The organism is Bacillus sp. FSL K6-1145 (assembly GCF_038003425.1).
Taxonomy (GTDB): Bacteria; Bacillota; Bacilli; order Bacillales; family Bacillaceae; genus Bacillus; species Bacillus pumilus.
In genome coordinates, this window is the sequence record NZ_JBBOPC010000001.1 from 383,596 (window position 1) to 408,381 (window position 24,786).

3 protein-coding genes are annotated in these 24,786 nt (G+C 46.2%); all 3 read left to right on the plus strand.

Annotated features, from left to right (window positions below):
- Nucleotides 1-17: 17 nt before the first annotated feature.
- The 3 genes from MHH41_RS01990 to MHH41_RS02000 all read left to right on the plus strand — a co-directional run bounded on the left by MHH41_RS01990 (nt 18) and on the right by MHH41_RS02000 (nt 24,784).
- Nucleotides 18-10,712: a non-ribosomal peptide synthetase gene (locus MHH41_RS01990; protein ID WP_340865498.1), complete on the plus strand. Its 10,695-nt coding sequence runs from the start codon at nt 18-20 to the stop codon at nt 10,710-10,712.
- 44 nt (nt 10,713-10,756) lie between these two features.
- A complete protein-coding gene (locus MHH41_RS01995) occupies nt 10,757-14,590 on the plus strand; it encodes a non-ribosomal peptide synthetase (RefSeq protein ID WP_340865499.1) in 3,834 nt (1,277 codons plus the stop codon).
- Between the two features lie 63 nt (nt 14,591-14,653).
- Complete coding sequence (locus MHH41_RS02000; RefSeq protein ID WP_340865501.1) at nt 14,654-24,784, plus strand: non-ribosomal peptide synthetase; 10,131 nt, start codon at nt 14,654-14,656, stop codon at nt 24,782-24,784.
- The last annotated feature ends 2 nt before the right edge of the window (nt 24,785-24,786 follow it).

The following is a 24,786-nucleotide window of genomic DNA, read 5'->3' on the forward strand; positions in this document are numbered from 1 at the left end:
AACGAAGAGGTGGACATATGAGCAAGCAGAAGATTCAAAAGGTATATCCTTTAACACCCATGCAGGAGGGCATGCTGTATCATGCCATGCTAGACCCTAATTCCTCCTCTTATTTCACACAGCTTGAGCTTGGAATAAGCGGAGAATTTGATCACGCTCTTTTTGAAAAAAGTCTCAATGAGCTCATACGGACATATGACATTCTCCGTACAGCCTTTGTTTATCAACAATTACAAAAGCCTCGTCAGGTTGTACTTGCTGAACGTCATCTCGATGTGTATCGAGAGGATCTATCACATCTGAATCATCAAGAGCAGCAAAAGGTATTGGATCAATATAAAAAACAAGTGAGAAAGCAAGGATTTCATTTAACAAATGATCTGTTATTGAAGGTCGCTGTTTTTCAACTAAATGAAACAAATTGGCATCTAATTTGGAGCAACCATCACATCATCATGGATGGTTGGTCCATGGGTGTTTTAATGAAAAAACTGTTTCATTACTATGAATCTTTTCGGAACGGTCGAACGCCGGATCGCTCACAGGGTAAGCCTTATGCAGATTATATCCAGTGGCTTGGAAAGCAAAATAAACAAGAAGCGGAAAGCTATTGGCAGGAGCGTCTAGATGGAGCGGTTCAGAATCAAGGGCTGCTGCAGCAAAAAGAAGCGAACGGACAATACGACCATCAGGAATGGACGTTTACATGGGATGCTCAAACGGTACAAGCCATTCAAAATGTAGCAAGACAATGCCAAGTGACAGCCCCGAACCTGTTTCAGGCTGTCTGGTCTGTTCTTTTAGGCACCTATCATGCAGCTGATGACGTCACATTCGGCACCGTTGTATCGGGCAGACCTCCAAGTGTATCTGGAATTGAGCGCATGGCAGGGCTGTTTATCAATACGATACCCGTTCGAGTGACATTGGATCAGAAACAGACGTTTAAACAGCTGTTTCAAAAGGTTCAGCAGCACGCACTGGAAGCGGAAAACTATAATTTTATGCCGCTTTATGACATTCAGCAGAAGACAGCTGCTGGAGGGCAGCTTTTTGATCATTTGGTTGGGTTTGAGAACTATCCTTTAGATCAGGAGCTGTCTGGTGACACCATGTCTGCACGTCTTGGTTTTTCCATTGATGTAAAGGACGGATTTGAACAAACGAATTTCGACCTAAATATCCTTGTGTATCCAGGTGAAACATGGACATTGAAAATCAAATACAACGCCATAGCTTTTGAAGAAAAGATCATTGAAAACATATCGAAACATCTAACCAATCTCATGAAGCAAATCATCCAAAACCCTGAAGTACGCCTTCAGGACGTGACGTGTATCACGGAAGAGGAGAAGCAGCAGATCAAAGCGTGGAATCAGACGGAGCGAGATTATCCGAAGCATCTGTCTATTCCTGAGCTGCTCAATGAACGTGTGAAGGCGCAGCCTGACCATCTGGCATTAGTTGAAGGCGATCAAACATTCACGTACGAGGAGCTCGGACAAGAAATCAGTCGTTTAGCTGGCAGTCTTATTGAGAAAGGCGTACAGCCAGGAGATGCTGTTGCAGTGTATATGAACCGATCAGCTGATGCGGTGATTGCCATTTTAGCAGTTCTGCACGCAGGGGCAGCTTATGTGCCGATTGATCCTTCGCAGCCTGAAGAAAGAATCCGATTTATGCTTGAGGACAGTGGCGCATCCATTTTGCTTCATGCTGATAGTCAGCCGCCAGTTGATGAACAGATCAAGGCTGTACATGTGACGAGTCAGCCTCATCACTCACACATGGATGTATCAGTCAGGACGTCTCCATCTCACTTGGCGTATATCATGTATACATCGGGATCAACTGGACAGCCAAAAGGGGTTCAAATTGAGCATCAGCATATTGTGAGATTGGCTTGCTCTCAGGAGAAATTAGGCTTGAATAAGTCGGATCGTATGGCTCATACAGGGGCCGTCAGCTTTGACGCCATTACCTTTGAAATCTTTACCACGCTGCTGGGTGGGGCGACGCTGTATCCTGTTGACCGCGATACTTTATTGGATATTCATCGATTTGAACAATTTATCCAAACACATCAGATCACGACGCTCTTTTTAACGACTGGATTATTTAATCAGCTCGCTCAGCAGCGGCCACAAATGTTCAAAGGATTAACCACATTAATTACAGGCGGTGACGTGATCAATGTGAAGAGTGCGGAGCTTGTGAAACAGCATCATCCAGCACTTGTTTTGCTGAATGCCTATGGTCCAACAGAAAATACAACCATCTCGACCATTTACGAAGTAAGAGGAGATGAAACGGGTCCAATTCCAATTGGCCAGCCGATTAACCATTCGTCGGCTTATATTTTAGATGATGATCAACGATTGCAGCCAATTGGAGCGCCAGGAGAGCTGTATGTTGGCGGGGATGGTGTCGCAAGAGGGTATCTCCATCGTCCAGATTTGACCAATCAAGTATTCATGGCAAATCCTTTTAAGCCGTCAGGCCGTTTGTATCGAACAGGGGATTTGGCTCGGTATGGCGCGGATGGCCAAATCGAATTCCTCGGCCGGACAGATGATCAGGTGAAAATTCGAGGCTTCCGTATTGAGCTTGGTGAAATTGAATCAGTGCTTCAGCAAAAAGCGGGCATAGATGATGCGGTTGTGCTTGTCCATTCGTTTTCCTCAGATGAAAAGGAAATCACCGCTTACTTCACAGGGACAATGACAGAAGAAGAAGTGCGAGATTTATTTAATCAAGAGCTCCCAGCTTATATGGTGCCGCACCATGTGATGAAGCTGGATGCTTTTACGCTCACATCGAACGGCAAGGTAGATCGAAAAGCTTTACCAAAGCCGGACGAAGCGTCTCAGGAGAAAAAGGAAATCATTCCGCCTGAGACGGAGACAGAAAAGGCACTCGCTCAAATTTGGGAGGAGCTTCTTGGAAAAACGGTAGGAGTAGATGAACATTTCTTCATGGCTGGCGGGCACTCTCTTAAAGCGATGATGATGTCTGCGAAGATTCAAGAGGTGTTTCAAAAGGAAATGCCGATTCAAGTGATTTTTGAGAAGCCGACGATTCGTTCATTAGCGGCATATATCGATCAGGATGGTCAAGAAGAAATGGGGCATCCGATTTTACCAGCAGAGCAGGCGGACGAGTATCCGGTATCACCAGCTCAGCGCCGTTTATACATTTTGCAGACACTTGAACCAGACAGCACGAATTATCATATTCCAATCGTCTTAACGCTTGAAGGAACACTCGAATATCAGCGGCTCAAATCAGCGTTCGATCAGTTGATCCAAACGCACGAAATTCTAAGAACGAGTTTTCATATGAATGGAGAAGACATTGTTCAAAGAGTGAATGAATGGACGGCATTTGACCTTCCTGTTCATGATATCAAGGAAGAAGAGGCGGAGGCATTTCTTTCTGAACATCAATCACCATTTGATTTAACAGCTGCGCCTTTATTACGAGCCCAGTTGTTGAAGATCAGTGAAAACCGTCATCTTCTCGTCTTGGAAGCACATCATCTCATTACAGATGGCAGCTCCATGAAGACGTTCATACAAGATTTGGCGAAGGCCTATGATGGCGAAGCTCTTGCAGAAAGAGCCATTCATTATAAAGATTACGCTGTCTGGCAGTTAAGTGAAGAAGAGACGGAGAAACAGAAGGAGCATGAAGCCTATTGGCTGAAGCAATTCGAAGGAGCCTTGCCAGTATTAGAGCTGCCAACTGATTTCTCGCGTCCAGCGGAACGTGATTTTTCAGGAGAACGATTCATGTTTGGCTGTGATCAAGCGACGACTCAGCGGATTCATGACCTGCTTCAGAAAACAGATACGACCATGTACATGTTCTTGTTATCTGCTTTTCAGGTGCTGCTTGCCACCTATAGCGGTCAGGAAGATATCATCGTTGGTTCCCCTGTTGCAGGACGGACACATCCTGATATACAGGACATGCCGGGGATGTTTATCAACACCGTTGCGATGCGCGGAAAACCAGAGCAAACAAAGACATTTTTACAGCTGCTTGAAGAAATAAAAGAAACGAGTGTTGATGCTTTTGCTCATCAAAGCTATCCGCTTGAAGAGTTAATTGCACGTCTTCCGTTAGATCGTGATACAACCCGAAGCCCGCTCTTTAGCGTGTCATTTAACATGCAGAACATGGAGGTTCCCGCGCTAAAGCTCGGCGACCTGCACATTTCGCCTTATGCCATACAGCATCACTCAGTCAAATTTGATTTGTCTCTAGAAGCATTTGAACGAGAGGGAGCATTAAAGCTGAGCTTTGACTATGCAGCGGCGTTATTTAAAGAAGAGACGGTCCGCAGATTTGGAACGCATCTTCTGGCGATTATTCATGAAGCGGTCCAACACCCGGAGGAACAGATCGGCTTGCTCCCTATTCTTGAACAGCATGAGCAAATAGAGCGGTTGGAGAAAAAAGACGAAGTGCAAACAAATCATCATGAGCCTTTCCACGTCCAATTTTCACGTCAGGCAAAGGAAACACCAGATGCCATTGCGGTGATGGATGATCAACGGAAGCTCACTTACGGCGAGCTGGAAGACATGTCAAATGCGCTTGGCAGTGAACTGAAGATACGCGGCGTCGAGAAAGAAAAGACTGTAGCGCTGATTCTTGATCGCTCTGTCTATGTCATCGTTTCAATGCTTGGTGTGATGAAAGCAGGAGGTGCATTTGTGCCAATTGATCCGGCCTTCCCTGCGGAACGTATCAACTACACATTAGAAGATTCAGGTGCACAAGTGATCGTAACAAATGAGTCTCTTGCAGGGGCCTATCAACATCACAAGTCGATTCAGGTCGTGCAGGTTGAAAAAGCAGTACTTCAAAGCCGCACGCTAGATTTACCGGAAGCATCAGCCAATCAACTTGCGTATGTGATTTACACATCTGGGACAACAGGAAAACCGAAGGGTGTTCAGCTCACGCATCGTAATCTATCACACTACGTTAACTGGCTCACAAATGAGGTGACATTGCAAGAATGCGATCGGACGGCACTGCTTTCTTCTTATGCATATGATCTTGGTTACACAAGCATTTTCCCTGTCTTAAAGGCAGGAGGAACCCTGTATGTGCCTCGTGAAGATGTGTATACAGACCCGGTACGACTCATGCGTTTAATTGATGAACAAGAGCTGACTTATATCAAAATGACACCATCCTTATTTCATATGATGGCAGATTCGAAGGATCATGCATTTAACGCTTTACGCCTTGTCATACTTGGAGGAGAATCGATTGTCTCTGAGGACGTTGAGACATTTATGGAGCAGCATCCATGTGTGGCTGTGATGAACCACTACGGCCCGACAGAGACAACCATTGGAACTGTGACCAAGCTGATCACAAAACAAGAGCTAGGCACACTCAAGGATCGCTCTGTGATCGGGCAGCCAATTGCTCATACAAGAGCGCTCGTACTCAATCGTCAGCAGCGCCTCGTCCCTTATGGCGCACCTGGAGAGCTTTATATATCAGGAGAAGGCGTATCGAGAGGGTATTTGAATCAGCCTGAATTAACGGCAGAGCGTTTTCTAGAAAATCCGTATTTTTCTGAAGAGCGGATGTATCGTACAGGAGATTTGGTCAGACAGCAGGCAAATGGAGACATTGAATTTCTCGGAAGAATAGATGATCAGGTGAAAATCCGCGGCTATCGTATTGAGAAGCAGGAAATTGAGCATGCCGCACGTGCACGATTATCCATTCAAGAGGTGTATGTCAAAGTACTTCATATGTCCCGTTTACCAGAGCTTGCACTCTATTACAAGGCGCCTGAACCGATTGGAACACTGACGTTTAGAGAAAAGCTTGCGGAGACACTGCCGGATTATATGATCCCAACGTACTTTGTCAAAGTCGACCACATCCCGCTCGCGCAAAACGGAAAGGTAGATGCGAAGTCTCTGCCGCTTCCGCACGAGGTGCATATGAATCGCGCGGTGCATGTAGCACCAAAAACGGCACTTGAGCAGACGCTTTGCGATATTTGGTCAGAAGTACTTGCGGTTGAACAAATAGGTGTGCATGATCACTTCTTTGAATTGGGAGGTCATTCCCTCAAAGGCATGGTGCTCATTTCAAAAATGCAAGCCAAGCTGAACAAGCATGTGCCGCTCAAAGCCCTTTTTGAAAAGCCAACGATACGCGCAATGGCAGCTTATTTAGAAGAAGTGGGTTCCTCGGACATGACATCCATTCAGCCGGCGGAGAAGCAAGATTTCTATCCTGTCTCTTCTGCTCAAAAGCGGATGTATGTGTTGCAGCAGCTGCATCCAGAAGCGGTGACTTACCATATGCCTGCCGTATTGATGATGGAAGGCAGTCTAGATGTAAAGCAGCTAGAAGAAGCACTGCAAGCCTTGATCGAACGACATGAATCATTGCGGACTGCCTTTGTAGAAATTGACGGCGTACCCGTTCAAAAAGTGTATCGCCGAGTGCCGTTTACGTTAGAGGTTGTTGAAGTAGAGAAAGGTCATGAGCAACCTGTCATAGACGCATTCATCACCCCATTCTCATTACATCAAGCACCATTAATGAGGGCAAAGGTGGCGAAGCTTTCTGAAGAAAAATATGTGTTCATGATGGATATGCACCATATCATCGCAGATGGTGTCACACGCAGTCTGCTCATTCAAGAATTGGCAGAGCTGTATGAGAAAAAGACGTTACCGCCAGTTCAGCTGCACTACAAGGATTATGCGGTGTGGCAGCAGGAAGAAAAGCAGCAAGCGCTGCTCCAGAAACAGCGTCAATATTGGCTGGAGCAATACGCAGAGCCACCTGAAGATTTGGCACTGCCACTTGATTTTCCGCGCCCTCATGTCCAGTCATTTGAAGGAGACCGAGTCGATAGATGGTTATCTCTTGAGAAGGTGCAGACCATTAAAGCACTCATGGCTGAAAAAGGTGTAAGCATGAACATGGTCATGCAAACGGCATTTGCTATTTTCCTTTCCAAATTAACTGGGCAGACAGATATCGTTATAGGCGCTGTCACAGCAGGACGTACACATGCTTCAATCGAACGGGTTCCAGGCATGTTTGTGAATACACTGGCTCTTCGACATGAAGTGCAGCTCGAGGAAACGACAGCACAATTGCTTGAAAAAATGAAAGATCGAAGTCTATCAGCCTATGAACATCAAGAATTTCCGTTTGAGGAATTGGTAGCACAGTTAGATCTTCCGAAAGACACTAGCCGCAACCCATTGTTTAGTGTCATGCTGACAACGGATGACCGTGATATGACGTTACCGAAACTAAATGGACTCAAGCTTTCGCAAAAACAGCAAGAGACAGTTCATGCAAAATTTGATGTAACGCTCGGTATATTCGAAGAAAAGAACAAAGTGGGCTTACGCTTTGAATATGCAACGGCGCTGTTTAAAAAGAAGACCATTCAGCGTTGGGGTCGATATTATGAACAAATCATAGACGAGATGCTGGCGAAGCTAAATGAACCAATTTCATCGCTTTCGATCTTAAATGAAGAGGAAAAACAAGAGCTGATCAATGAATGGTCAGGCCCTGTGCTACATGTACCGTCAGATCAAACGGTTCATGCACTGATTGAGGCTAAGGCATACCAGACACCTCATCAAAAAGCGGCGACCTTCCGCGGAACGAGCTGGACGTATGAGGAACTGAACAATCGGGCAAATACAGTCGCTTCAAGGCTCATCTCAAACGGCATAAAAAGAGGAGACCGCGTCGGCATTCTCACCCGTCCGTCCCTTGACATGACGGCAGCCGTCCTTGGCGTCCTCAAGACAGGTGCGACATTCGTTCCAATTGATGCGGATTATCCGGATCAGCGTATTGCCTACATGCTGGAAGACTGCGGGGCAGAGGTTCTTCTCATGCAAAAAGGATTAACTGCACCAACTTCCTTTGCAGGTCATGTCCTGTTGATAGAAGATGCCGTAGAAGGCGAAGCGCAAGAAATTCAGGTTCATGTCAAACCAACAGATCTCGCCTATATGATTTACACATCGGGAACGACAGGACAGCCGAAGGGTGTCATGGTCGAGCACCAGTCCCTTGTGAATCTTGCGTTCTGGCACAATGATGCCTTTCAAGTGACAAATGCGGATCGAACCGCCAAATATGCCGGCTTTGGCTTTGATGCCTCTATTTGGGAAATGTTCCCGACATGGATTGCCGGCGCAGAGCTGCACATCATTGATGAAGCGATTCGTCTCGATATGATCAAGCTCAATGCGTATTTCAATGACGAAAATATCACCATTGCATTCCTGCCAACTCAGCTATGCGAGCAGTTTATGTCGATGGACAATCACTCCTTGCGTTACTTACTAACAGGAGGAGACAAGCTGAAACAGGTAAAACCAGTTCCATATCAACTCGTGAATAACTACGGTCCGACAGAAAACACCGTCGTGGCGACAAGCGGGATCATCGATCCAGATCAAGGCACGCTTCCGATCGGAACAGCGATTGCCAATACCCGTTTTTACATTATGGGTTCGTTATATGACCTCTCGCCGCCAGGCGTACCGGGTGAGCTTGTGATCGCAGGAAAAGGACTGGCAAGAGGGTACTGGAATCTTCCGGAGGAAACAGAGAAAAGCTTTGTCCCAGATCCATTTTATCCAGGTGAGCGTATGTACCTGACAGGCGACTTAGTGAAATGGACAGAGGATGGCGAGCTAATCTATCTCGGCAGAAAAGACCATCAGGTCAACATCCGCGGCTTCCGGATTGAGCTGTCAGAAATTGAGGCGCAGCTCCTTGCGCTGGCAGAAGTCAAAGAAGCAGTTGTGACAACGGTCAAAGATGCCAGTGAACAGGATGCCCTTGCCGCTTACGTCATCACAGATGAAGAAACGACCGACCTAAAAGAAAGTCTAAAACGAACGTTGCCAGACTATATGGTGCCTTCATGGATCATCAAGCTAGACCAACTGCCGATGACGGCAAATGGCAAAGTCGATCTGAAAGCATTGCCAGCACCTGATATGGAAGCGAACCAAACAGCATACGAAGCGCCAAGAGACGAAGTGGAAACACTACTATGCGGCATTTGGGAAGACGTGCTTGGCGTCAACCAAGTCGGCATTCACGATCACTTCTTCTTCCTTGGCGGAGATTCGATTAAAGGCATTCAAATGGCAAGCAGACTCACACAAGCGGGCTGGAAGCTCGATATGAAGCTATTATTCCAGTATCCAACCATTGCCGAGCTGCGCCCATATATCGAAGAAGCTGATCAACTGACAGCCGACCAATCATCGGTTGAAGGGGAAGTCATGTTGACTCCAATTCAACGCTGGTTCTTTGAACGAACATTCACTGACCAGCATCATTGGAATCTCTCGATGATGCTTCATGCGCTAAATGGATTTGACCTTTTGATGACAGAACAAGTGATGCAAAAATTACTTTCACATCATGATGCACTGCGCATGGTATACAGGCAAGAGGATGGCGGCATCCTGCAATACAATCAGCGGGAGCTCACTGAACCGATTGCGGTTATTTCTCATGATGTCTCTAAAGAGCACGACGTGAAAAAAGCCATTTCCACCTATGCCAACGAGTATCAGCGTCAGCTGAACCTCGAAACAGGTCCGCTCATGAAAGTGATCTGTTTCCGTGCAAAAGATGGCGATCACTTACTTATCGTGACACACCATCTTGTGATTGATGGTGTCTCATGCCGAATTTTACTAGAGGACTTTATGTCTCTTTATCAACAGGCAGCCCTAGGACAAACGCTCGTCCTACCGCCTAAAACCCACTCCTTTAAAGAATGGGCAGAGGCGATCGAACGATACGCACAGTCCAAGCCGTTAAAAAGCCAAAGTGAGTACTGGAATGAGATTGACAGGACGCCAATGACCACTTTACCTGTTGATCATGAAGTAACGAAAAGAAAAGTGGCTCAAACAAAAGCAGTACAGATGCAGCTTTCAGAGTCTGAAACCGAGCATCTTTTAACAGACATTCATCTACCGTACACAACGGAAATGAACGATATTCTTCTATGTGCGCTCGGTCTTGCCGTTCAGGAGTGGACAGGTGAATCCCATGTACATGTGCAGCTTGAAGGTCATGGAAGAGAGGATATTTTATCAGGGCTGGATGTCTCCCGCACGGTTGGATGGTTTACGAGTATGTACCCAGTCGTACTGAAAGCAAAGCCGGATCAGACCGTAGCTGAGGCTATTAAAGGAACGAAAGAGATGCTGCGGCGTGTCCCGAATAAAGGGATCGGCTACGGGATTTTAAAATACCTCACAGCCACCGAATCGTCAGGACAGCATGTACAGCCTGAAATCAGCTTGAACTATCTGGGGCAGATTGATCAGGAAGTGACGACAGAACTCTTTAGACCGTCCGCCTATGATATGGGACGACAAGCAAGCCCTGATTCAGAAGCTGTCTATAAGCTGAATCTCAGTGGTCTTGTTCAACATAATCGATTCATGATGTCGTGTTCCTATTGTACAGATGAATATGAAGAACAAACGATACAGCAGTTCATGGCATTGCTAAAAGAAAAAATCCAATCCATCATGACTCATTGTTTAGCGCAGCACGAACGAGAATTTACGCCAAGTGATTTCTCTGCTGGTGACCTTGAAATGGATGAAATGGACGATATATTTGACATGCTTGAGGAGAAATTGACCTAACAACATGAGATCAGTCATAAAAACGGGAAGGGAGGATGAAATAGATGAGTTCATTTAAAAGGGATCAAGTTCAAGACATGTATTATTTGTCACCGATGCAAGAAGGCATGCTGTTTCATACCCTCCATCACCAAGAAAAGGGCTTTTATGTAGAGCAAATGGATATGAACGTAAAGGGCACACTGCGTCATGACTTACTTGAGAAAAGCATGAATGTCATCGTGGAGCGGTACGATATTTTTCGTACCGTATTTCTCCACGAAAAAGTGAAGCGCCCTGTCCAAGTTGTGCTGAAGAAACGTCCTTTTACGCTTGATGTGGTGGACATGCAGAATCTTTCTGAAGACGAACAGCTTGTACGTCTTGAGACATTTAAACAACAGGATCGCCTGAGAGGATTTGACCTTTCGAAGGATGCTCTCATGCGGGCAACTGTTTTCCAAACGGGCCCTGCCAGCTATCGCTGGATATGGAGCTATCATCATATCCTTCTTGATGGCTGGTGCTTTGGGCTTGTGGTGCAGGAGTTATTTGCGATTTATCATGCCCTTTTACATGACATCCCTTACAAACTGGAACCGGTTAAACCGTACAAAGAATATATTCAATGGCTTGAAAAACAAGATAAACAAGCATCACTTCAATATTGGCAGCAATCATTAGCCGGGTTTGATGGGCAATCTACCTTTAAAGAACAGAGAAAGCAAACGAATGAACATGAATTAGGCGAATTGGAATGGTCGATGAGCAAGGGAGAAACAGCTGCTTTATCAGAGTTAGCGTTCCAGCAAAATGCAACGTTAAGCAGTGTGCTGCAATCGGTCTGGTCAATTCTGCTGAGCAGATATCAGCGTTCAAATGATGTGCTGTTTGGCACGGTTGTGTCGGGGCGTCCGGCAGATTTGGCTGGTGTTGACAGAATGGTTGGCTTGTTCATCAATGTCATCCCAAGAAGAATTCAGCTGACAGATGACATGACATTCCGTTCTCTTCTGTCAGAAACGCAGCAGCAGTCCCTTGCAGCCGAGCCGCATCAATATATTCCGATTTATGATATTCAGGCAAAGACAGGGCATCAGCCACTCATTGATCATATTGTCGTGTTTGAAAATGTCCCAGCCGCAAAGAAGGACGAGCAAGAGGCGCGGTTAGGATTTACTGTGGAAAACATGAATGTGTATGAAAAATCGAACTATGATCTCAATTTGCTGGCATCACCAGGAGAACAATTGCAATTGAAGCTGGCCTTTAACAAAAAAGCATTTGATCCTCAATTTGTTCAACGGTTAAAGGAGCAGCTGAGTTTATTGATGAGCGAGGCGATCAAGCATCCTGATCAATCGGTTCATACACTTACACTTGTCACGAAACAGGAAAAGCAGCTGATTCTTGAGGAATGGAATGCGCCCGAGCTTGAGCATGACCAGCTATATTTGTCGAAATGGTTTGAGCATAATGTCCGCAAACAGCCGAATGCGGTCGCATTATCAGCAGGTGAGCACACGATGACATATGCGGAGCTGAATGAACAAGCTAACCGATTGGCAAGACATTTGCAAAAAAATGGGGTCACGCATCAAACGGTCATCGCCATTTTAGCGGGCCGCACGCCTGAACTGATTGTCAGTCTACTTGCTGTCTTAAAAGCAGGTGCAATCTATGTGCCAATTGATCCCGAGTATCCAGAAAGCCGCATTCAATACATGCTTAAAGACAGCGGGGCAACGCATCTACTGACTCACTCATCCTTTATCGGTCAAGTGAAGGGACTTGCGTTTGATGGAAAGTATCTGTTTGCAGATGATCAAGAAATTTCACTGATGAGCTCAGAGAATCTGCCGCTTGAAGCAGGCTTACACGATACGGCTTACATCATGTATACGTCTGGTACAACAGGTCAGCCAAAAGGCATCATGACGACCCATTCCAATATTGCCCGGGTGGTCAAAAATACAAACTACTTAACCATTTCAGAAACAGATACACTGCTGTCATTATCCAACAGCGTATTTGATGGCTTTACATTTGATGTGTATGGCGCACTTTTAAACGGAGCGAAGCTTGTCTTGCCGAAAAAAGAGACCATTTTAAACATGGGCGAGCTGACGGGATTGATTAAAAGGGAAAACATTTCTGTCATGTTTGTTCCAACGGCATTATTTAATCTCCTTGTTGATGAAGAAACCGACTGGATGCGTAGTGTGCGCAAGGTGCTATTCGGAGGAGAGCGAGCATCGGTACAGCATGTGAGGAAAGCCTTTGCTGTCATGGGGAAAGGCAGACTCATCAATGTCTATGGCCCAACCGAATCAACAGTATTCGCCACTTATTATCCAGTCGATGAGGCTCTGCCGATGGAAGCCCGTTCGATTCCAATCGGAAAGCCGCTCAACCAGACGGGTGCTTATATATTGAGTCAGCACAGGCAGCTTCAGCCGATTGGAATGGTCGGAGAGCTTTGTCTGAGCGGCAAAGGGCTTGCGAAGGGGTATTTGAATCGTCCTGATCTGACAAAACAAGCCTTTATCGCGCATCCATTTGCTGCGGGAGAAAGGCTGTATCGTACAGGAGACTTGGCTTATTTTCGAACGGACGGTTTGATTGAGTATGCAGGCAGAGTGGATGATCAGGTGAAAATTCGCGGTCACCGAATTGAGCTGTCAGAAATTGAAGCCCACCTTCTCATGCATCCAGGTGTAAAACAAGCGGCTCTTATAGCTGATCAGCATAACACGCAGCATACAAGGCTGCTCGCCTATATGACGTGTGAGGAGGAGTGGAAGGATAAACTGGATGTGATCAAATCAGGGCTGAAGGAAAAACTTCCGGCTTACATGCAGCCTCATGACCTGATCAGACTTGAGAAAATACCACTTACGCCAAATGGAAAGGTTGATAAACGTCAGCTGCCAAAGCCAGCGTTGCCTCAAGGAAACCGTCATGTGAAGCTTCCGGTAAATGAGGTAGAACAAAAGCTACTTGTGATGTGGCGGGAAGTGCTTGAACGAGAAGATATCAGCACAGATGACCATTTCTTTGAGCTTGGCGGGCATTCATTAAAAGCGATGTCGCTTTTATCCAAGATGTCGAAGGAATTCGATGTTCAGGTGCCTATTCACTTGCTGTTTGAGACGCCTACCATTGAAGCAATCAGCCGTTATATTCAACAGCAGGATCAGGAAGCAGCCGGCTATCTTGTATTCAATGAATCTCAAACGCCAACAGTCTTTGCTCTACCGCCATTACCAGGCTATGGCTTTATCTATCAGGAAGCCGCAAAAACGCTCGATGGTGTTCGTTTGATCGCCTTTGACTTTATTGAAGCTGATCACCGAATCACGCAATACGTTCAGCATATCCAGCACCTTCAGCCTGAAGGACCGCTGACTTTGATGGGTTACTCTGGCGGGTGCTACCTAGCCTTTGAGCTTGTTCAATCGCTCGAACAAGCAGGGCGGACCGTCGAAAAAGTCATCATGATCGATTCCTATAAGAAAATAGGAGAAAGTGATTTAGAAGGACGATCCATTGATGACGATATTGCAGCGATCGTCCATCAGTCGAAGCAAAGCGAACTTGCCCAAGCGGAGCTCATTCAAGACGCGCTTGCTCAAAAAACGAGGGCTTACTATGAAACTTTTGTTAAGGGGGTGAACCAAGGAGAGATACAAGCAAACATTGATTTCATCCAATCCGAAGAAAACATTGCGATACCAGAATGGATGGAACATTGGGAAACTGCGACGACCGGCGCTTATCGACAATATCAAGGCTATGGTCAGCACGCCGACATGTTCAAAAACAAAGAATGTGCCGCCCGAAATGCACAGCTAATTAAAGAAATAGTCCATCATAAAAATAGAGAAACAGTCTTGTGAACTTTAGATGAGGCAGGGGTGCACATTGGCAGCCCTGCCTGACAAAAAAGGGAAGGAACTCATATGAAACCATCAACCATTAATCAATCGAATGTACATGAATCAATGGATACGATTTTACAAGATGTACAGAAAACCATTTTACAAACCAACGAAATCGAACGCTTCGCTGTTTTTTCTCGTGAAAAAACCATTCGACCACGGCCATATCACCTCTCTCATTTATTTCTAGACCAACACATGGAGCAGGAGGCCGCAACTGAATGGATACAAACGCAAATGGCTTCACCTGCTTTAGCGGACATGCCCCCAGCCATTTCCTATGGAGGGGATATAGATGTTCGTGCAGGAGCTCAAACCTTGCAGGACGCTCTAACTGAGGCAGCCAAAACAACAAATGGGCTGACTTATATCATCAATAGTGAAAACGAGCTCACGCAATCCTACGCGCAGTTAAAGGAGGATGCCGAGCGGGTGTTGACGGGTTTAAGGGCACTAGGGCTTGAGCCAGGAGATCCTGTGTTCTTTCAATTTTCATCGAATCATGCGATGGTCACGGCTTTTTGGGCATGTGTGTTAGGCGGATTTGTCCCAACACTTGTGTCGGCAGCCCCGACCTATCGGGAAATGAATGCCTCAGTGAAGAAGCTTCATCACGCTTGGGACCTGCTGGAGCATCCGCTCATTCTCACGGATGACTCGCTGATTGATGAGGTGCAAGGCTTGGCTTTACTGTGGCATACAGATCAATTACGTGTGGCAGCCGTTGAACCAATGCTTACTTTAGATAGAGATCTAGAAGCACACCCAGTCACGCCCGATGATTCCGTCTTTTTTATCTTAACGTCTGGAAGTACGGGGATGCCTAAATGCGTAGAGCATTCTCATAGAAGTGTGCTGGCGAATGTCAAAGGAACAGTGGCAGCCAATGGGTTTACACAAGAGGATGTCTCGTTAGACTGGATGCCATTAGATCATATTGGCGGCATTGTCATGTTCCATCTTGTCAATGTGTACACAGGCTGTGAGCAAATTCGAGCAAGAACAGATGACTTCATCGCTCAGCCGCTGCGCTGGCTTGACTGGATGGACCGTTATCGTGCAACGAAGACATGGGCACCTAACTTCGCATTTGCGATGATCAATGATTATGAGAAAGAAATCTCTTCGGGATCGTGGGATCTTTCTGCTATGACTTGTATGATCAATGGGGCAGAAGCGGTTGTGCCGAAGACGATTCACCGGTTTTTACACCTGCTCGCACCGCACGGCTTAAAAGGAGACGTCATCAGACCAGCTTTCGGCATGTCAGAAATCTCATCAGCCGTTGTCTTCTCTTTTGCGATTGAGCGGGGAGATGAAAACAGCGGGGTTCTGACCTTTGAGGAAACATCGCTGACAGAGCAGCTAAGACCAGCAGAGGCACGCGAAACTGGAACCGTCAGCTTTACAGAGCTCGGGAAACCGATTCCGGGTATCACGATTCGTATCGTCAACCATGAGCATGAGCTTCTTCCCGAAGATCATATTGGCAGCGTGCAAATCAAAGGGCCGACGACAATGAAGGGCTATTACAAGAATGACGAAGCGAATCAAGAGGTTTTTCAAACAGAGGGCTGGTTCCACACGGGTGATTTAGGTTTTCTGCATGAAGGAAGACTGACATTAACCGGTAGAGAAAAAGACATGATCATCATCAACGGGAAAAATTATCACAACTATGAAATTGAAGCCATGGCAGAGGAAGTACCCGGCGTAGAAACAAGCTTTGTGGCAGCTTGCTCCGTTCGGATGGAGGCATCTGCATCCGATGAACTGATTCTCTTTTTTACACCGAAGCTGTATGAGCCTGCTTATATTATGAGGGCTAGCCAGCACATTAAAACCCATATTGCGACAAAAATGGGTCTTTATGCATCAAGGATTATTCCTGTCCAGAAGCATGCCTTTCCGAAAACAAGCTCTGGAAAAATAGAAAGGGCACAGCTCAAGACAAGGTGGCAGGAAGGTGAATTCGACGAAATCATCAAGGAACTGGACATCAGACTTGAAAATGAACACACCTTGCCTGATTGGAGTTATCAAAAGAAGTGGACACCCGCTCCGCTTCATGAAACGGAAAAGCAAACAGAAGGGGACATGGTGATCTTTGCAGATGAGTTAGGGCTGGCAGATCAATTGAAATTCCTCTCAAACCATGAACAAACCTATATCACGGTTGAACCGGGTCAAGCATTCACACAACTCACACCCACTCACTTCATCATCCACCCGAATCGGCCGTCAGACTACGAACAACTCTTTGAGACGCTCCGTTCGTATGGCGTTTCGGTGAAACAAATCATTCACCTTTGGAACTACACAAACAAGAAAGACACATTACAGGCGGAAATAGCGAAGGAAGCACAGAAAGCTGGCAGCATGAGTGCATTGTATGTAACAAAAGCGATCGCCGCCTATGAGGAACCTGTAGAGATGACCTTTGTCTCCGCTCATGCGATGAATTTGCCAGAAGACAAAGTACATCATGTGGAAAAAGCAACAACAGCGGGATTGATGACAGCTGTTCAGCATGAATGGCCGTTTATCAAGGTGCGATGTCTTGATTTTTCTCTCACAGAATCGGTTGGTCATTCTCATGTATCGGCGATCATGACAGAGCTCATCCATGGCACAAGTCAGCATGTCGCTGCTTATCGTGAAGGTGTTCGTTATATTCCTCTTATAGCGCCGCTTCATCTGGAAAGTGAACAAAAGAGGAAAAAACCGCCATTTGAATCATCCGGGCTTTACGTGATGACGGGCGGGCTTGGCGGAATAGGACGGATGCTAAGTGAACATCTTCTAACATCCTATCACGCGCATCTTGTGCTGCTTGGAAGAAAGGCACGAGAAGCTTTAAGTGCGGAGCAGCAAGACGTATTGACCTCACTTGAGAAACAAGCGGAAAAACGCGGCGGCACTGTTCATTATGAAGAAGTGGACTTGACGGATGCAAAAGCCCTTGAAGCCCTTATCTCGAGACAAGAGGTGGCTCATGGAAAAAGGCTGCATGGTGTGATTCATTTCGCTGGCATCATTCAAGAAGAGCTGCTTGCGGACATGTCGTCTGCGTCCTTACATGCGATGTACGAAGCAAAGGTATATGGCACGATTGCGCTTCATGAAGCGGCTTCTAAACGGCAGAATGTCTTATTTCTTTCTAGCTCATCAGCACGAACGTTAAAGGGCGGGATGACCGTAGGCGCTTATTGCGCTGCCAATGATTTCGTTGAACAATTTGCTCATTATCAGAGGCTGACTTCTACCGTGAAGCCGTACTGCTTTAGCTTTAGCATGTGGGATGAGATCGGCATGAGCGAGGGTTCGATGATCAAAGGCATGTTAAAAGAAAGAGGCTATCTTCCGATTCCGAAGCGGGCAGGCTTGCAGACGATGCTGGCATGTTTGATGACAGATGCACCTCTCATTTATATGGGATTAGATCGGTCGAAGCAGGACATTCAAGAGATGCTCCATGCGAAGAGCCGAACAGAGAAAGCCGTGTATGTCTTTTTCAAAACCGACAAAACAAAAGCCATTGAAGAACGGCTGTATCAGTCCATTTATACGTCTTTGCAGTCTCATCTATCTGGTGAATATTCCGTCCATCTATTTCCTGAGGAATATTGGAAAGAATCAGAGGATGGCATGCCGGATGAAGCGCATTTTAAAGCACTCATTGAGGAAAGTGGCCAGGAAGCCGAGGACAGAGCGCCTCAAACGGAGACGGAGAAACTTTTGGCAAGCATTTGGTCCGAACTGCTTGATGTCTCAAATATCAGCTGTGGTGATCATTTCTTTCTACTCGGGGGTCATTCACTCAAGGCGACGCAAATGCTGTCTGCGGTGAGACAAAAAATGGGGTTTGATGTGCCTCTCGCTGTTCTTTTTGAGCATACGAGACTTGGGGAATTAGCGGCATGGATCGATTCGCATGCAAAAGTGGATGAAGCGGTACAGGTGCGGAAAATGGCAAAGGGTCAGAAGATTCCGATGTCCTATGCCCAGCAAAGACAGTGGTTTCTCTATCAATTACAGCCTGATCTGCCATTTTACAATAATACAATTTCCTTTCGGGTGAATGGATCTTTAGATGTGAAGGTGCTTCAGCGCAGTCTACAGCAAATGGTGCAAAGGCATGAGGCGCTTAGAACTTCCTTTACCATGAACGGCGATGAACCGGTGCAGATCATCCATGAGCATATGACCCTTCCAGAGCTTGAAGTGGTGGATCTATCAGATCTGACGTCACAGGAAGAAAAAGAACAAAAAGCGGCTGAGTGGGCAAAAAGAGAGGCAAGCACAGCTTTCCGCTTAGAGCATGATCCGCTCTTTCGGGTAAAACTAATTCGGTTGTCGGACACAGATCATTTGTTGCTAATGTCCATTCATCACATTGTGTCAGATGGCTGGTCGGTTGGGATTGCCGCAAGAGAGCTGTCTGAATGGTATACAGCGATGATTGACAAGAGAGAGCCTGATCTTTCGCCGCTGCCAATACAATATGCGGATTACGCCCTATGGCAGAAGGAGTATTTGACTGGAGAGACGCTCCAAAAGCAGGTTTCCTATTGGAAGGAGCAATTTGCTGTCCCTGTAGAAGATTTGGTTTTGCCGTATGACTACCCGCGGCCAGCCGTTCAATCCTACAAGGGAAAAACGAAAAAATACCACCTGTCGAAGTCGCTGTCTGAGCAGCTGGCAGCTCTTTCTAAAAAAACAGACAGCACCCTTTATATGACGCTACTGACCGCCTTTTCTACCTTGCTGCACCGTTTGTCTTCACAGGATGAGTTTGTGATTGGGTCAGTCATTGCTGGGAGAAATCGGACGGAGATGGAGCATCTCATCGGATTTTTCGTCAATACGCTGGCACTTCGGATCGATCATAGCGGGAATCCTGCTTTCACTGACCTATTAGAACGGGTGAAAGAAACAACAATGGGCGCTTATGCGCATCAGGATGTGCCGTTTGAGATGGTCGTAGATGAGCTGAATATTGTACGTGAGGCTGGCAAACAGCCGCTGTTTCAGGTCATGTTCGTTTTGCAAAATCTTCCTCTTGAGGCTTCTCCGATGGGGGAGGCGACATCTGTTTTAGCCATTGAAGATAACGATACCGCCAAATTCGATCTATCCCTGTTTGTTTTTGAAGGAGCGGAGGGTCTTCAACTAAAACTGGAGTATGATGTGGACTTATTTTCTGACGATACGATGGACCGGTTCCTTCGGTACTACGAGCAGCTGCTTGAGCGTATTTGTGAAAATCCAGCACAGCCGATTAGACAAATGAATTACCTGCCAGAAAAAGAGAAGCATCAACTGCTCTATGAATGGAGCGGCAAAACAGATCAGCCTGCAGGCCCGCTTCTCATCACTGAACGGTTTGAAGCGCAGGTGAGAAAGTCACCCGATGCCATCGCTCTCGAATTCGGGGAAGAGCAGTGGACGTATCGTGTGTTACAAGAGAAAGTCGACCGGCTTGCGGCTTCTCTGCAGCAGCGAGGTGTGACGCCGCATGAACCAGTAGGGCTGCTCATCGACAGGTCGCCTGAAATGATTCTTGGGGTGCTGGCGATTGTGAAAGCAGGAGGCGCCTATGTGCCAATTGATCCTGAATATCCAGATGCCCGCATTGATTATATGCTGAGGGATACAGGTATTCAGCTGTTACTGACAAAAAATAAATGGCTGAAAAAGGTGTCCATCAGTCAAACCGAACTCATTTGTCTTGATGAAGGATATGAAGAATTTTTATCAGAAGCAGAACTCATACCTGCTGCCTTAAAACCTGATGGACTCGCTTATATCAATTACACCTCAGGATCAACTGGACAGCCAAAAGGGGTATTGATCCCGCATCAAGCAGTCATCCGGCTTGTCTGTGAAACAGATTATGTCACCCTTGATGAACATACACGTATTTTACAAATTGCCAGCTTCTCCTTTGATGCCTTTACGTATGAAATATGGGGAGCCCTGCTAAACGGGGGAAGACTGATCCTGACCGATCGAAATACGATTTTATCAATGGATACACTGGCTGATACACTGACATCATACAAGATCACAACAGGATTTCTGACGGTGCCGCTGTTCAACCGATTGACAGAGGAACATCCAGAAGCTTTATCTGGATTCGATGCATTATTGGTCGGTGGTGATGCGCTCTCAGCTGCTCATATCCGCAAGGCACTGCCGTATTTACCGGAAGGGCTTTTAAACGGCTATGGACCAACTGAGAATACGACGTTCTCCTGTGTGCATCACATTCGTTCATTAGACGAAGGGCAGACGACCGTTCCTATCGGTCAGCCAATTGCTTATTCACAAGCCTATGTATTAGACGACCAGCTGCAGCCGGTTCCGCAGGGTGTCATTGGAGAAATCTACGTTGGCGGAACAGGGCTGGCACTCGGCTACCTTGGAGATGAAGAAAAAACATCGCAATCATTTATCCCGCATCCTTTCCATAAAGGAGAGCGTTTATATAAAACAGGTGATATGGGCCGCTGGCTCCCAAATGGCATCATCGACTGCCTTGGAAGAATGGATCATCAAGTGAAAATACGCGGACATCGCGTCGAATGCGGAGAAATTGAAGCCGCTATGCTGAGTGTTGAAGACATCGTAGAATGTGCGGTTATTCCGCATCAGCACGAGAGTGGTCATAAGCGCCTGATCGGTTACTTTGTCCAAAAAGGTGCATCGACTCAGCAAGACCTTCGCCGCAAGTTAAAAGATAGACTGCCAGATTATATGGTACCGAGCCTATTCATAGAGCTCGAGGAACTGCCGCTCACGCCAAACGGCAAGGTAGATCAAAAGCATCTCCCGCCGCCAGTGTGGAGACAGGAAGAAGCAGACAAACCAGCAGATCAGGCACTCAGTGAGGAAGAACGAGTGCTGGAAAAGGTGTGGACTCAGCTTCTTGGCACTCCTTCAATCGGTGTTCATGATAACTACTTTGAGCTTGGCGGAGATTCTATTATTGTCATACAAATGGTGGCACGCCTAGCACAGGAAGGCTACATCATACAGCCGAGAGATGTATTTGAAAAACAGACCATTTCACAGCTGGCACGCGCTATGAAAAAAGCAGATGTATCTGTGTCCTATGATCAATCACCTGTTACAGGAAATGTTCGTCTGCTTCCAATCCAATCTTGGTTCCTTGAACAATCGATGACAAACCAAGATTATTGGAATCTATCAGCGCATATTGAATTCAAGCAATCGATACAACCCGAGCAGTTAACACAAGTTCTTTCAAAGCTTGTCGATCATCACGATATGCTGAGAGCCATTTATACAAAAGCAGCAGACGGTACATGGATTCAAACCATTCGTGCGCCTGGCATTATCCCTTGTTTCACTTTCTTTGATTTGACGGATGTTTCTCACGAGGAAGCACTAGAGCAAATTCGCTTGGAGACAAGCGCTTGTCAAGGAACATTGTCATTAGAGCGGGGAGAAGTGATCAAAGCCATTCTTTTTCAGACAAGTGATCGTACGTCTGAACTCTTTATCGCAGCCCACCATCTTGTGATGGATGGAATATCGTGGCGCATCATACAGGAAGATGTATTAAATGGGTTAAAGCAGGTTGCGGCAGGGCAGGAGATCACGCTTGCAAAGAAAACCGCTTCCTATCAGCAGTGGGCAGAGGCACTCTATGAATATGCACAAACCGATCAATTACAAGTGCAGGTTCCTTTTTGGGAAAAGATCATGAATCAAGAGGAAGAAGGTTCTCCTTTTCAACCACCTGCGCTTTTCAATATAGAAGAACATGCAGAGATCCTGACTATTCAATTGACGAAGGATCAAACAGACATTTTACTAAGGCACGCATCACAAGCGTACCGAACAGAGGTCAACGATTTACTCCTGTCAGCACTTGCGCAAGCTGTTGGAAAGCCACTACTGATTACGTTAGAAGGACACGGACGCGAGGATTTATTTGAACAGATGGATTTGTCACGGACAGTCGGCTGGTTTACAAGCTCTTATCCTATTTTTATTCCTTTTATTCAAACCGATGTTGAGAGACAAATTAAAGATGTCAAAGAAACCTTAAGAGCTGTGCCGCAAAAGGGGATCGGCTATGGCTTACTTCAATACATGACCGCATCACGTTTACTTAAAACGGCAGCGCCGCAGGTGAGCTTTAATTACCTTGGACAATTAGATCAAATAGATGGTGAGGCAAATCTGTATATAGCAGATGAACGAAATGGACATGTACATGACCCAAAAGCAGAAAGACAGCATTTGATCGATGTGTACGGATACGTTGTCAGTGGTCAGCTTCAGATGAATTTTATGATCAATCGTGAACTGCTTCAGGAGGAAGAGGTGCGTCAGTTACCTGAACGATTTAAAGAAAAAATGGAGGGCATTTTGACGCATTGTGTAGAGGCAAAAGGCGGCTTTACGCCATCTGATTTTCCAATGGTCCAGCTGACGCAAAAGCAAATAGATGAGCTTCCAGACAATGTGGTAGATGTGTATCCATTATCTCCGATGCAGCAAGGGATGCTGTTTCATGCACTGTTAGATCAAGCATCACAGGCGTATTTTGGTCAGGTGCATATGACACTCGAAGGCTTAACGGACGGCGAAGCCTATGAAAAAGCATGGAATCTGCTTGTGGAACGTCATTCGATTTTACGGACAAGATTTGCTTGGGAGGGGCTAAAGGAGCCTGTCCAATTGATTCAATCAGAAGGAAGCATTCACCTCACTCAGCACGATGTGCGCCACCTGAGTGAAATGGATCAGAAGAAAACTATTGAGCGTTATTTACAATCCGATCGTTCAAAGGATTTTGATTTGGAAAATACGGCTGAACCGCTCATTCGTATCGCTTTGTTCCATCGTGACGAGAAAACTTGCACGTTTGTTTTTAGCTTTCATCATATTTTAATTGATGGCTGGAGCCTGTTCGGCTTGATTGAGGAATCCTTTTCAATGTATCGCTCGCTTGTGGATGAACGAGAGATGAACCTTCCTGCTGTGCGTCCATACAAAGATTTTATTGAGTGGCTGCAAAAGCAGGATCAAGAGAAGGCACAAGAGTTCTGGAAACATTATATGTCAGGAGTAGAGGAAGCCACACCACTTCCAGGAAACGGAGAGCAAGCTTCGGATGAAGGAGCAGGTATTGATCAAATTAGTATCAAACTGACGCCTGAAATGCAGCAGAAGCTGGAGAAAATGACAGGGACACAGAAGGTCACGATGAGCACACTGATTCAGGCGGCATGGGGTCTGCTCTTGCACCTTCATTCAGGCTCAGAGGATGTCGTGTTCGGTGTCACAGTATCTGGCCGGCCGGCGGACTTACCAGAGGTTGAAAGCATGACAGGGCTCTTTATTAACACCTTGCCGCTTCGTTTGCCGATCACACCAGACAGGACCATTGCCGAACTGCTTACGCAGACGCAGGAAACGGTTTTTCACATGCGAGAATTCGAGTATACCGTACTCCCAGATATTCAGCAGATGACCCAAATTTCGAATGGAGAATCATTGTTTAACAGCATTGTCGTGTTTGAAAACTACCCGATTGAATCTGTAGAGCCGTATGGTGTACGGATCTTAGACATAGCTAGTCATGAAGAAACCAACTATGACCTGACCCTCGTGGCTGTCCCGGGAGATACGCTGGAGCTTCGGGTCACATACCGCTTCAATCAATATAAAGAAAAACAAATACAATCGCTGATGCAGCAGCTGGTCCATACACTTGAAGCCATGACAGAACAAGTGGAGACACCACTCTCTTCCTTCACGATCGTGACAAATAAAGAAAAAGAGCGGATGATCACCGATTGGGCGAAAAATGCACAAGTCAGCGTGCTGTACCCAGATCAAGAAGAGGTCTATTCAGTTATTCATGATCCTTCGTGTGAGACGGAAATCTATGTTCTGAGCGAAGAGCATCAGCTCATGCCGGTAGGATTTCCTGGAGATATTTTTATCGGTGCAAAGGATATCAAGGCACTTTGCGGAGAGCTTGCCGATTGGATGGAGACGCATAAAATTCCGCATCCATTCAAACATCAAACAGGCGAATACCTCTATCCGACAGGGGATGTCGGCGTTTGGACTGAAAAAAACAAGATTCAGATTTTGGATTGGGTGTAGGA